13 protein-coding genes are annotated in these 12,390 nt (G+C 73.4%); 8 read left to right on the top strand and 5 right to left on the bottom strand.

Annotated features, from left to right (window positions below):
- Window positions 1–73: 73 nt before the first annotated feature.
- The 5 genes from ABT345_RS08510 to ABT345_RS08530 all read left to right on the top strand — a co-directional run bounded on the left by ABT345_RS08510 (window position 74) and on the right by ABT345_RS08530 (window position 3,559).
- Entirely contained in the window at window positions 74–520 is a 447-nt protein-coding gene (locus ABT345_RS08510; RefSeq protein ID WP_345087465.1) for a MarR family winged helix-turn-helix transcriptional regulator, read from the top strand.
- Between the two features lie 64 nt (window positions 521–584).
- On the top strand, window positions 585–1,931 hold the full coding sequence (locus ABT345_RS08515; RefSeq protein WP_345088145.1) for an MFS transporter: 1,347 nt from the start codon (window positions 585–587) through the stop codon (window positions 1,929–1,931).
- Window positions 1,932–1,967: 36 nt separating this feature from the next.
- Window positions 1,968–2,519 (top strand): cysteine hydrolase family protein, encoded by a 552-nt coding sequence (locus ABT345_RS08520; RefSeq protein WP_345087466.1) that lies wholly within the window; start codon window positions 1,968–1,970, stop codon window positions 2,517–2,519.
- 71 nt (window positions 2,520–2,590) lie between these two features.
- Entirely contained in the window at window positions 2,591–3,070 is a 480-nt protein-coding gene (locus tag ABT345_RS08525; protein WP_345087468.1) for an Lrp/AsnC family transcriptional regulator, read from the top strand.
- Window positions 3,071–3,280: 210 nt separating this feature from the next.
- Window positions 3,281–3,559, top strand: coding sequence for a DUF2087 domain-containing protein (locus ABT345_RS08530; protein ID WP_345087470.1), 279 nt, complete (start codon window positions 3,281–3,283; stop codon window positions 3,557–3,559).
- 6 nt (window positions 3,560–3,565) lie between these two features.
- On the opposite strand, the gene ligD is transcribed toward ABT345_RS08530, so the two are convergent.
- Window positions 3,566–4,570, bottom strand: a complete 1,005-nt coding sequence (gene ligD / locus ABT345_RS08535; RefSeq protein ID WP_345087472.1) for a non-homologous end-joining DNA ligase — start codon at window positions 4,568–4,570, stop codon at window positions 3,566–3,568.
- A gap of 74 nt (window positions 4,571–4,644) precedes the next feature.
- Here ligD and ABT345_RS08540 point away from each other — a divergent pair, with 74 nt between their 5' ends.
- A complete protein-coding gene (locus ABT345_RS08540) occupies window positions 4,645–5,718 on the top strand; it encodes an ATP-dependent DNA ligase (RefSeq protein ID WP_345087474.1) in 1,074 nt (357 codons plus the stop codon).
- A 150-nt stretch (window positions 5,719–5,868) separates the two neighbouring features.
- Window positions 5,869–6,954, top strand: a complete 1,086-nt coding sequence (locus ABT345_RS08545; RefSeq protein ID WP_345087477.1) for a chitinase — start codon at window positions 5,869–5,871, stop codon at window positions 6,952–6,954.
- 27 nt (window positions 6,955–6,981) lie between these two features.
- On the opposite strand, the gene ABT345_RS08550 is transcribed toward ABT345_RS08545, so the two are convergent.
- The 4 genes from ABT345_RS08550 to ABT345_RS08565 all read right to left on the bottom strand — a co-directional run bounded on the left by ABT345_RS08550 (window position 6,982) and on the right by ABT345_RS08565 (window position 11,507).
- Entirely contained in the window at window positions 6,982–7,509 is a 528-nt protein-coding gene (locus ABT345_RS08550) for a DUF4232 domain-containing protein (RefSeq protein ID WP_345087479.1), read from the bottom strand.
- A 252-nt stretch (window positions 7,510–7,761) separates the two neighbouring features.
- Window positions 7,762–8,631 (bottom strand): D-alanyl-D-alanine carboxypeptidase family protein, encoded by an 870-nt coding sequence (locus ABT345_RS08555; protein ID WP_386458820.1) that lies wholly within the window; start codon window positions 8,629–8,631, stop codon window positions 7,762–7,764.
- Window positions 8,632–8,833: 202 nt separating this feature from the next.
- Window positions 8,834–9,937: an NAD(P)-dependent alcohol dehydrogenase gene (locus ABT345_RS08560; protein WP_345087483.1), complete on the bottom strand. Its 1,104-nt coding sequence runs from the start codon at window positions 9,935–9,937 to the stop codon at window positions 8,834–8,836.
- Between the two features lie 274 nt (window positions 9,938–10,211).
- The gene (locus tag ABT345_RS08565; protein WP_345087485.1) at window positions 10,212–11,507 is read right to left on the bottom strand and encodes an MFS transporter; all 1,296 of its coding nucleotides are present in this window, start codon (window positions 11,505–11,507) and stop codon (window positions 10,212–10,214) included.
- Window positions 11,508–11,580: 73 nt separating this feature from the next.
- On the opposite strand from ABT345_RS08565, the gene ABT345_RS08570 reads away from it, so the two are divergent.
- Window positions 11,581–12,339 (top strand): DeoR/GlpR family DNA-binding transcription regulator, encoded by a 759-nt coding sequence (locus ABT345_RS08570; protein WP_345087487.1) that lies wholly within the window; start codon window positions 11,581–11,583, stop codon window positions 12,337–12,339.
- The last annotated feature ends 51 nt before the right edge of the window (window positions 12,340–12,390 follow it).

Genomic DNA, 12,390 nt, shown 5'->3' on the forward strand with positions numbered 1-12,390 from the left:
AGCCCGCGGATCCCCCTGGCCATACATACAGCTAAAACTGTACAGCTGAGGCTGTAGAGATTACCGTGGCGGCATGAGCGAGCACCCGAGTCCGTCGCCGTCCGCGGTCGAGGCGTCGCGCGAGGTCCGCGCGGCCATCAGCCGGCTGCGGCGCCGCATCCTGAAGGCCTCCGAGGTCGAAGACCTCACCCTGGGGCAGGCGTCCACCCTGGCCCGGCTGTCCGACAAGGGCGGCGTCACGGCCAGCGAACTGGCCGCCGCCGAAGGTGTGCGGCACCAGTCGATGACGGCGACGGTCACCTCGCTCGCCGCCCGCGGGCTGCTGGAGCGCAGCCCGGACCCGGACGACGGGCGGCGGCTGCTGCTCACGCTGACCACGGAGGGCCGCCGCCGGGTGGCCGAGGGGCGGCAGGCGCGGACGGAGTGGCTCGCCGGGCGGCTCCAGGAGCGGTGCACGGAGGAGGAGCGGCAGGCGGTGATCGCCGCCATGGCCGTCCTGGAGCGGCTGACCCTTGACTGAGATACGGGCGGCCGGGGAGCGGACGGCGGAGCGGCCCGGGTTCGACCGGCGGCTGCTGCCGCCGATGCTGCTCGGCTCGGTCCTCAACCCGGTCAACTCCACGATCATCTCCGTCGCGCTGGTCCCCATCGGCCGGGCCCTGGGCGCACCGGCCGCACAGACCGCATGGCTGGTCTCGGCCCTGTACCTGGCCACCGCGCTGGGGCAGCCGGTGGTGGGGCGGCTCATCGACCTCTTCGGGCCGCGCCGGCTCTTCCTCCTCAGCACCTCCCTCGTCGGCGTCGCCGGCGTCGTCGGCACCCTCGCGCCGGACCTGGGCGTGCTGATCGCCGCGCGGGTCCTGCTCGGGCTCGGCACCTGCGCCGGGTACCCGGCCGCGATGGCGCTGGTGCGCAGCGAGGCCGAGCGGACCGGGCGGGACAGTCCCGGCGGGGTGCTGACCGCGCTGGCGGTGGCCAATCAGACCGTCGCGGTGATCGGTCCGCTGCTGGGCGGTCTGCTGATCGCTGCGGGCGGCTGGCGCGCCACCTTCGCGCTGAACGTGCCGCTAGCCGTCGCCGCCGTCCTGCTGGGCCTGTGGCGGCTGCCGAAACCGGCCCCGGCGAGCACCCCGGCGCGCCGCGGTGACCTCGTCGCCCGGCTCGACCTGCCCGGCATGGGCCTGTTCGCGGCGACGCTCGTCTCGCTGCTGCTCTTCCTGATGGATCTGCACCCGCGGTTCTGGTACCTGCCGGTGATCACCGCCGTGGCCGCCGCCGCGTTCACCGTCCGGGAGCTGCGGGCCGCCACCCCCTTCATCGACCTGCGGGTCCTCGGCGGCAACACCCCGCTCCTGGCCACCTACGGACGCGCCCTCGTCGCCTACGTCGTCTCCTACGCGTTCCTCTACGGCTTCACCCAGTGGACCGAGGAGGGCTACGGGCTCACGCCGTTCCACGCCGGGCTGGTGCAGATCCCGATGTTCCTGCTGGCGATCGGCGTCTCGCTGTTCTCCGGGCGGCGCCCGGGCGTACGGGGGAAGCTGCTGGTCGGCGCGGTCGGGCAGATCGTGGCCTGTGCGGTGATGCTGACGCTCGGCGGGACGAGCCCGCTGTGGCTGCTGCTCCTCGTCGCCCTGGTCTTCGGCGTCCCGCAGGGGCTGAACAGCCTGGCGCTGCAGAACTCCGTGTACGTCCAGGCCGATCCAGGGCGCACCGCCTCCTCGGCCGGGCTGCTGCGCACCTTCGCCTATCTGGGCTCGATGGTCGCGTCCTCGGCGACCGCCGGCTCCTTCGGACCGCGCGCGGACACCGCCGGCATGCACCATCTCGCCTGGCTGATGCTCGGCGCCGGAGTGCTCTTCGCGCTGCTGACCTGCTGCGATCGCTCCCTCGGCCGCGCCACGACAACGGCCGGCACCACGCCGGCGTAGCCGCCACGGCCCGCCATCCACCCGAAAGGCACGCCCGTGTCCCGCACCGCCCTGCTGCTGATGGACCTTCAGCTCCGCAACCTCGCCCATGCGCCGGACGGCTACCTGCCGCGCGCCGTGCACGCCCTCGGTGCGGCGCGCGCCGCCGGGATCCCGGTCATCCATGTGGCGCTCCAGCTGCGCGACGGCCACGCCGACGCCCACCCGCGCAACAAGACCTTCGGCTCCCTGCCGTCCGGCCTGTTCACGCCCGGCGACCCGGATGCGGCGCTCCACCCGGACGTCGCCCCCGCCGACGGGGAGATCGTCGTCCACAAGAACCGCGTCAGCGCCTTCGCCGGCAACGACCTGCGGCAGCTGCTGGCCGTGCAGGACGTCACCCATCTCGTCCTGGCCGGGATCGCGACCGGCGGCGTCGTGCTGTCCACCGCCCTGCAGGCGACCGACCTCGACCTCCGGGTCACGGTCCTCTCCGACGCCTGCGCCGACCCCGACCCGGACCTGCACGACACCCTGCTGCGCTCCGTCCTCGCCCGGCGCGGGGAGGTCGCAACCGCCGGCGCCTGGGCGCGGGGCCTGGGCGTCTGAGCGCGGACCGGCGGGCGCGGCCGTTGCTACAGTCCCCGGGACAGACCACACCGCCGGAAAGGCCCGAAAGCATGGCCGTGGACGCCTTGGACGCAAAGATTCTGGGCTTGCTGCTGGAGGCGCCGCGGACCAGTGTGCGCGAGTACGCCCGGCTGCTGGGCGTGGCCCGCGGGACCGTGCAGGCGCGGCTGGACCGGCTGGAGCGGGACGGCGTGATCACCGCGTACGCGCCGCGCCTCTCCCCCGCCGCGCTGGACCATCCGGTGCTGGCGTTCGTCCACATCGAGGTGGAACAGGGGCATCTGGAGGAGGTCGCCGACGCGCTGGCGGAGGTGCCGCAGATCATCGAGGCGTTCTCCACGACCGGCGGCGGCGATCTGCTGGCCCGGGTGGTGGCGCGGGACGCGGCGCATCTGGAGGACGTCATCCAACGCCTGATCAGCCAGCCGGGCGTGGTCCGCACCCGCACCGAGGTGGCGCTGCGCGAGCGGGTGCCGCACCGGATGCTGCCGCTGGTCCAGGACGTCGGCGGGGCGGACCGGGAGCGCTGAGGGCGGGCGGGGCGCCGGGGACGCCGGAGGGACGGGCGCTGCCGGGACGCCGGAGGGCCGGGGAAGCCGGGGACGCCGGAGGGCCCGGCCCGGGGCGGGAGCACGTGCCCGGTCGGCTCGCCTCCGCCTCCGCCTCGGGCCAGGCCGTCGCCCGTCGCCCGTCCGCCGAAACGGGTTGCCGCCGACCCGTGCCGACGGAAGACTTCCGGCATGACCGACCATGATCCGCACAGTTCCTCCGCCGTCTCCGCGCTGTTCTCCGGCGGGCGGCTGACCGCCGTTCCCCGGAAGACCGCGCGCCGCGAGCAGTTGCTCACCCACCTCGCGGTGACGCTCTTCGAGACGGGCCGCTCGTACAGCGAACGCGAGGTCAACGAGGCGCTGTTGACCGTGCACGACGACTGCTCGGCGCTGCGCCGCTATCTCGTCACCGGCGGTCTGCTGTCCCGCACCCGGGACGGCAGCAGCTACCGGCGCGTGGCGGACTGACGGGCGTCACTTCCGGGCCCGGCTCGGCTGGACACGCTTGGGCTCGCCCTTCACCTTCGGGTGCTCGGGCGGGTAGGGCAGATCGCCCAGACCGTGGTCGCGCTCGTCGCGGGCGGCCAGCTCCAGCGCGGCATCCAGCCGGAACGCCTCGTCGTCCATGGCGGCGTGCAGATCGCCGAGTTCGGCGAACCGCTCCGGCATGGTGGCGAGGTCGAAGTCCTCGGGGACGGCGTCCGGGACCTCCTCCCAGGTCAGCGGCGCGGAGACCGGGGCGCGGGCGGAGGGGCGCACGGAGTAGGCGCTGGCGATGGTGCGGTCGCGGGCGGTCTGGTTGTAGTCGACGAAGATCTTCTCGCCGCGTTCCTCCTTCCACCAGGCGGTGGTGATGCGGTCGGGCGCGCGGCGCTCCAGCTCCCGGGCGACGGCGATGGCCGCACGCCGTACGCGCGGGAAGTCCCACTCGGGGACGATCGGCACGAAGACGTGGATGCCGCGGCCGCCGGAGGTCTTGGGCCAGCCGGTCAGTCCCAGTCCGGCGAGGACGTCGCGGAGTTCGAGGGCGGCGCGCACCGCGTCGGCGTAGTCGGTGCCGGGCTGCGGGTCGAGGTCGATGCGGAGTTCGTCGGGGTGCTCGGTGTCGGCGCGCCGCACCGGCCAGGGGTGGAAGGTGAGGCAGCCGAGGTTGGCGGCCCACAGGACGGCGGCGGGCTCGGTGGGGCAGATCTCGTCGGCATGCCGGCCGCTGGGGAAGGCGATGCGGCCGGTGGGGATCCAGTCCGGGAGGTTCTTGGGCGCGCGTTTTTGGAAGAAGGACTCGCCGGTCACGCCGTCCGGGTGGCGTTGCAGGGTGGTCGGCCGGTCGCGCAGGGCGCGCAGGATGCCGTCGCCGACGGCGAGGTAGTAGCGGGCGACGTCGCCCTTGGTGAAGCCGCGCTCGGGGAAGAAGACCTTGTCCGGGTGGGTCACCCGGACCGTCCGTCCGCCCGCCGTCAGCTCCAGTGCGTCTGCCATGGGGCCACGCTAAGGGCGTCGTGGCGGGGGCGCCCGGCGGGCGGCCGGCGGTCCTTCGCCGGAGAATCCGGTGCATGGACCTTCCGGTGATGCCGCCCGTGAAACCGATGCTCGCCAAGACCGCCGCGACCATCCCGCCGGGCCTGCTGTACGAGGCGAAGTGGGACGGCTTCCGGGCGATCGTCTTCCGCGACGGCGACGAGATCGAGCTGGGCAGCCGCTCCGGCAAGCCGCTGACCCGCTACTTCCCGGAGGTCGTCGAGGCGCTGCGGGCGCAGGTGCCGCGCCGGTGCGTGCTGGACGGGGAGATCGTCATCGCGCGCGAGGGGCGGCTGGACTTCGACGCGCTGCTGGAGCGGATCCATCCGGCGGACTCCCGGGTGCGGCACCTCGCCGAGGTGACGCCGGCGAGCTTCGTCGCGTTCGACGTGCTGGCGCTCGGCGACGCCTCGCTGATGCCCGAGCCGCAGCAGGCGCGGCGCACCGCGCTGGTCGCGGCGTTGCGGGAGGCGGACGCGCCGGTCTTCACGGCGCCCGCGACGACGGACACGGAGCTGGCGCGGGAGTGGTTCGAGCGGTTCGAGGGCGCCGGGCTCGACGGCATCGTCGCCAAGCCGCCGCAGTCGCCGTACCGGCCCGGCGAGCGTGTGATGACCAAGGTCAAGCACGAGCGGACGGCCGACTGCGTGGTGGCCGGGGTGCGGCACCACAAGAGCGGGCCGGTGGTCGGCTCGCTGCTGCTGGGCCTGTACGACGGTGCCGGGCGGCTGCAGCACGTCGGGGTGTGCGCGTCGTTCCCGATGCGGCGGCGCCAGGAGCTGATGACGGAGCTGACGCCGCTGCTGATGGAGTCGGTGGCCGGGCACCCGTGGGAGGCGTGGACCAGCGAGGAGGCGCAGGCGTCCGGCCGGCTGCCGGGCGGCCCGAGCCGCTGGACCGGCACCAAGGACCTGTCGTGGCTGCCGCTGCGCCCCGAACGGGTGCTGGAAGTGGCCTACGACCACATGCAGGGCGACCGCTTCCGGCACACCGCGCAGTTCCGCCGCTGGCGCCCGGACCGCGCGCCGGAGAGCTGCACGTATGCGCAGCTGGCGGAGCCGGTGCGGTACGACCTCGGGGAGGTGCTGGGAGCCACGTCCGGCACCTGAGCGCGCACCCTGATCCGCTTTGGTCCAGACCTCTTGACGAGAGGTCTGGACCAACTTAGTTTGTTGGCCGCTGCGCAGCCGCACATGCCGCCCGGACCGCACCGCGGTCCGCCCACCGCGAGCCGTCGCTCGCACGGACGAGGAGCCGCCATGTCCGGTCGTCGCACATCACGTCTTCTGGGGGCCGGCCTGGCGCTGGCCGTCGCCGCCCCGCTGCTGGTCGCCGCCGCCCCCGCCGCGCCTTCCGGCAAGCCCGCCGCCTCCGCGCCGCGGACCGCCGCCGACTGCGGGGTGCGGCCCAAGCCCGCCGGGAAGGTCCTCCAGGGCTACTGGGAGAACTGGGACGGCGCGGCCAACGGCGTGCACCCGCCGCTCGGCTGGATCCCGATCACCGACTCCCGGATCGCCGCACACGGCTACAACGTCCTCAACGCCGCCTTCCCCGTGGTCCTTTCGGACGGCACCGCGCAGTGGGAGGACGGGATGGACGCGACGGTGAAGGTGCCGACGCCGGAGGAGATGTGCCAGGCGAAGGCCGACGGCATGACGGTGCTGATGTCGATCGGCGGGGCGACCGCGGGCATCGACCTCAGCTCGCAGGCGGTCGCCGACAAGTTCGTCGCGACGATCGTGCCGATCCTGCAGAAGTACCACTTCGACGGCATCGACATCGACATCGAGACGGGCCTGTCGGGCAGCGGCGACATCAACAAGCTCTCGCCCTCGCAGGCCAATCTGATCCGCATCATCGACGGCATCCTCGCCAAGATGCCCGACGGCTTCGGCCTGACCATGGCCCCGGAGACCGCCTATGTCACCGGCGGCAGCGTCACCTATGGCTCGATCTGGGGCGCGTACCTGCCGATCGTGAAGAAGTACGCGGACAACGGCCGGCTGTGGTGGCTGAACATGCAGTACTACAACGGCAGCATGTACGGCTGCTCCGGCGACTCGTACGAGGCGGGCACCGTCGAGGGGTTCACCGCGCAGACCGACTGCCTGGACAAGGGCCTGACGGTGCAGGGTACGACGGTCAAGGTGCCCTACGACAAGCAGGTCCCGGGGCTGCCGGCCCAACCGGGCGCCGGTGGTGGCTACATGGCGCCCGGTCAGGTGTCCCAGGCCTGGCAGCACTACAACAACGGCCTCAAGGGCCTGATGACCTGGTCGGTCAACTGGGACGGCTCCAAGGGCTGGACCTTCGCCGACAACGCCACGTCACTCCAGGGGCGTTGAGCCGGGGCCCGGCCGGCGGGGCGACGCTCAGAGGGTCGGCTTCTTGGCCGCCCAGGCGGTCACGTCGAGCTTGTGGTTGTCGACGAGGTCGTCGAGGGCTATGACGCCGTGGGCGTTGCTGCCGGTCGGGGAGACCTGGAGGTACTTGGCCTTCGCGGCGTCGGCACCGCTGTGGGTCCAGGCGAGGTTGGCGTACGCGGCCTTGCCCGGTTGGAGGGTGATCGCGTGCACGCCCGGGTTCTTGGCGTACCAGGTGTTGCCGTGCTGCACGACGGTCTTGAGGCCGGTGTGGCCCTTGCCCTCCAGGGCGAGGCCCGGGTAGCCCTTGAGGGTGCAGGCCGTCTTGCCGGTGTTCTTGGCCACCAGGTAGAGACCCGCGTGGTTCATCCCACCGGAACCCTCGGGCAGGGGCGCCTGGGACACCTTCAGGGTGCCCGGGGCGCAGGCGGCGGTGGCGGTCGCGCCGGCCGGGGCCGCCGAGGCGACACCCGCACCCGTGACGGCGGCCACGGCGACGGCGGCCGAGGCGAAAGCCGCGATACGCAGACCACGCATGTACATCAACTCCTGTTGTTTCGTGGGTGGTTCGCGGGAGGCGGGCGGGGCGGGTGGTGCTCTCCGGTGAACCGGCGGCCCCGCGCGTCTGCCCTGCAGCGTGAGTCTGCCGGTGCGTTCTAAAGATCGGCTAACACTCCGCTAACGCACGTGCGTTAACAATCGCCGGCCGCACGCGAAGGGCCCGCCCGTGACGCGTGGTCACGGGCGGGCCCTCGCTTCCGTCCGGTCAGGACCCCCGGACGGCGTCCGCTACTTCTTGAAGCCGTAGTCCATCAGCTTCTTGGCGTCCGCCGTGCGGTTGGCGACCGACGAGGACGTCAGGACGGTGCCGACGACGGTCTTGCCCCCGCGGGTGGCGGCGAAGACGAGGCAGTACTTGGCCTGCGGACCCGAGCCGGTCTTGACGCCGATGGCGCCGGAGTAGGTGCTCAGCAGGTTGTTGGTGTTCTGCCACGACATGTAGCGGTAGCCGCCGCTCTTGGTGGTGACCGTCTGCTTCGTCGCCTTGGTCTTCACGACCGTACGGAACGTGGAGTACTTCAGCGCGTTGCCGGCGAGCTTAGACAGGTCGCGCGGGGTCGAGTAGTTCGACCCGTTGCTTATGCCGTCGAACGAGTCGAAGTGCGTGTTCTTCATGCCCAGACTCTTGGCCGTGGCGTTCATCTTGGCGATGAACGACTTCACCCGGGCGGCCCGGGTGGAGCCGCTGCCGAACTTGTCGGCGAGGGCGAACGCCGCGTCGCAGCCGGACGGCAGCAGCAGGCCGTACAGCAGCTGGCGGACGGTGACCTTGTCGCCGACGATCAGACGAGCCGAGGAGGCGCTGTTGCGGACGATGTAGTCGCTGTACGCCTTCTGGATCGTGACCTTGGAGTTGAGGTTCAGGCCCTTCTGCCCCAGCACCACCCGGGCGGTCATGATCTTGGTGGTGGAACCGGTGGAGCGACGGGTGTCGGCGGCCTTGGTGTAGAGCGCCTTGCCCGTGGCGTTGTTCATCACGAAGCCGCCCTTGGCGACGATCGACGGCGCCTTGGGGGCGGCCGCCTGCGCCGGTGCGGCGAACACACCGGCCGACAGGACGGCACCGGCGGTCACGACTGCCGCACCGGACCGTCGCATACCATTGATACCAATTTTCAAGGTTTTGTACTCCAAATACCCTTGCAGTGCGGCCACATGGGAGGACCGCTCACTCACAGGACATGCGAGGCAACTGTATGGATGCATGTCCTGACGCATTCTTTACCATCCGTGAATTCCGGGGCGCACACAGGAGCGGCGGAATTCCCGGACCGGGGACCGGGCGAGCCCCCGACGCCGGTCATTCGGGAAAGGTGACGACGGGCTTGACGACCGCGCCGTGATGGGCCGCGTCGATCGCCTCGTTGATCTTCTCGACGGGGAACGTGCTGATCAGCCGGTCGAAGGGAAAGCGGCCTTCGCGGTGGAGCGCGATCATCCGCGGAATGAATTCCTGCGGATCCGCATCTCCCTCGATGACGCCCACCAGGGAACGGCCGAACAACAAGTGCCCCTGATTGATGGTGAGTTCATTGTCCACCCCCTGGAATCCGACGGTGGCGCAGACGCCGGGCGAGGCCAGGCATTCCAGCGCCTGGCGCAGCGTGCCGGGCAGGCCGACGCATTCCAGGGAGTGGTTCGCTCCCCCGTCGGTGAGCCGCACGATCTCGGCGGCGGCGTCGCCTGCGGCGGGGTCGAGGGCGTGGGTGGCGCCCAGCTCCAGGGCGAGGGCGCGCCGCTCGGCGCGGGGCTCCACGGCGATGATCACGGCGCAGCCGGCGACCTTCGCGGCCATCACCGCCGAGAGGCCGACGGAGCCGGCGCCGAACACCGCGAGGGAGCTGCCGGGCGCCGGATCGAGGCTGTTGAGGACCGCGCCCGCGCCCGTCTGCACCCCGCAGCCCAGCGGGGCCAGCAGCTCCGGCGGCAGGTCGTCGTCGACGCGGACGAGGTTGCGCGGCGAGGTGACGATCTGGCCGGAGAAGGACGACTGCCCGAAGAAGTGGCCCTGGAGCGGGGTGCCCTGGGAGCTGTAGGCGGTGGAGCCGTCGGCGCGGGCGCCGCTGAAGTTCAGCGCCAACAGGCTGCGGCAGTGGACGTACAGCCCGGCGTCGCAGCGGGCGCACTCCCCGCAGTGGGCGTAGCTGAGGACGACGCGATCCCCGACCGCCACGCCCGTGACGTCCCGGCCGACCTCCTCGACCACGCCCGCGCCCTCGTGCCCGAGGACGTACGGCAGCTGCCCCTCCTCGGCGGTGGCCATCACCCCGATGTCGGTGTGGCAGATGCCGGAGGCGGCGATCCTCACCCGCACCTCGTCCGCCCGGGGCGGTGCCACGTCGATGGTTTCAACGGAGAGCGGCGCACCGGTGGCGCGCAGGACGGCGGCGATGGACTGGGGCATCGGGCAGCTCCTCGGATCGGGCGAGCGGGGACGGCCGGTGGGGCCGTGCACGGCGGGCTGCGCCCGGGACGGCGGGCGCGGCATGGTGCACGGGCCCGCGCCGCCCCGCACGGGCGACGTGGACACCGTACGCCCGCCGGTCGTCACCAGGGGTAACACAGTCAACTCCCGGTGGTCCAGGCGGGGTTCGGCCGGTGAGACGACCCGCCATGGCCCGCTTCCGCGCGCCGCGGCCGCCCCGCGCGCGCCCCGCCGTCCGGATGCCGCTCGCCCGTCAGCGCGCCGCGTCGCCGGCCGGCGTCCGGGTGGCGCGCTCCTCCCGGGCGGACGCGGCGGACGGCGGCCGCAGCACCCCGGCGGCGCAGACCGCGACGGCGCAGAACGCCACCGGCAGGAGGAAGGTGAGGTTCAGCGGCAGGACGCGGGTGAGCGGGCCGATGACGGCGGGCCCGGCGAGCATGCCGAGGTAGCCGAGGCCGGCGACGCGGGAGACGTTGGCCCCGGCCGCAGCGCGGTCGGCGTGTCCGGCGGCGCTGAACAGCTGCGGTACGCAGCCGGACAGCCCGATGCCGAACACCGCCCAGCCGGCCAGCGCCGGCGCCACCCACGGGGAGAGCGCCGCCGCCGTCAGCCCGGCGGCCGCCACCGCGGCGCCGTACCGCAGGACGGCGACCGGACCGCATCGGGCCGCCACCCGGTCGGTCAGCAGGCGGCCCGCGGTCATCGCCGTGGCGAAGCAGCCGTACGCGAGGGCGGCGGTCGCGGCGGGGGCGCCGAGGACGTCCCGCAGATGCAGCACGCTCCAGTCGTTGGCGACGCCCTCGCAGAGCATCAGCAGCAGCGCGAGCCCGGCCAGGGCGCGGACCCGGCCGGACGTCCGCCGGCGGCGGGGAGCGGGCTCCGGGCCGGTGGCGGACGGTGCGCTGGCGGGCCCGTGTCCGGGTGCGTCCCGGTCCGCCGCCGGCTGCGGCTCCTTGCCGAGCAGCGCGGGTGCCGCGCAGGCCGTGACGGCCAGGCCCAGGAGCGCGGCGGCGGCGAGCGTGACGGCCGGGGGCCGGCCCCGGTCGAGCACGGCGGTGCCGGCCAGCGCCGCGAGGACGCCGCCGAGGGAGAAGGTGGCGTGGAATGCGGACATGACGGGCCGCCGGTAGGCGCGCTCGACCTGGACGGCGTGGACGTTCATCCCGACGTCCAGCGCGCCGTTGCCGAACCCGAGGACGACGAGCGCCGCGCCCAGCGTCCAGCCGTCGGTGGCCAGAGCGGGCAGCACCAGCGCCGCCGCGCAGAGCGCCGCCCCGGCGGGGACGGTGCGGCGGGCGCCGAACCGGTCGGCGAGCGGGCCGACGAGCCGCATCCCGGCGAAGGCGCCCGCCCCCAGGAGCAGCAGCAGACGGCCGAGAGTGGCGTGGTCGACGCCGGTGCGGTGTTCGACCACGGGGAGGTGGACGATCCACATCCCCATCAGGAATCCGTTCAGGGCGAAGAAGGCGAAGGTGGCGAGGCGGGCGGCGCGCGGCGGCGCTGCGGCGGGGCGCGGCCGGTCGTCGGCGGGGCGCGGTCGGTCGTCCATGCCGGGAACGTACCGCACAAGAACAGCGTTCGTAAGATTGCCTTCCGCACATCCTCACTGTTCAATTGCCGGTGTGGGAAACACCGAACGGCATCAGCGGATCATCGACGCGCTGCGCGAGGCGGGGCGGCTCGGCGTCGCCGAACTCGCCGCGCTCACCGGCGCGTCCGACATGACGATCCGCCGCGACCTGGAACTCCTCGCCGCCGACGGCGTCCTGGAGCGCTACCGCGGCGGCGCCCGCAGCCTGCTGCTGCGCGGCGAGGAGCCGCCCTTCGCACTGCGCGCCCGGGAGGGGCAGGAGGCCAAGCGCCGGATCGCCGCCGAGGTCGCCGGGCTGCTGGCCGACGGCGAGTCCGTGGTCCTCGACGCCGGGACGACCTGTCTGGAGGTGGCCCGCGCGCTCCAGGCGCGGCGGCTGACGGTGATGCCGCTCTCCCTGCACGCCGCGAACGCGCTCACCGCCGCGCCGCAGCTGACGCTGCTGCTGCCCGGCGGCCGGCCGCGCCCCGGCGAACTGTCGCTGACCGGCCCGCTCACCCTCGCCTCGCTGGCCGCCGTCCGCTTCGACACCGCCGTCCTCGGCTGCTGCGGGCTGACCGCCGCCGACGGACTGACCGCCTACGACCTGGACGACGCGGCCGTCAAACGCGCGGCGCTCGCCGCCGCCCGCCGGGTCATCGCCGTCGCCCCGGCGCCGAAGCTCTCCCGCACCGCCCTCGCGGCCGTCGCCCCCGCGGGCGCGCTGCACACCGTCGTCACCGACGACCGCGCCCCGCGGGAGGAGACCGAGGCGCTGGAGGGGGCGGGCGTGCGCGTCGTGCGCGTCTGACCCGCCGTCGGCCGGGCGGCGTCCCGGGCCGGAGACCGCCCCGCCGGGGCG

Origin of the sequence: Streptomyces sp. NPDC000404 (assembly GCF_040300365.1) — a bacterium.
Classification (GTDB): Bacteria; Actinomycetota; Actinomycetes; order Streptomycetales; family Streptomycetaceae; genus Streptomyces; species Streptomyces ramulosus.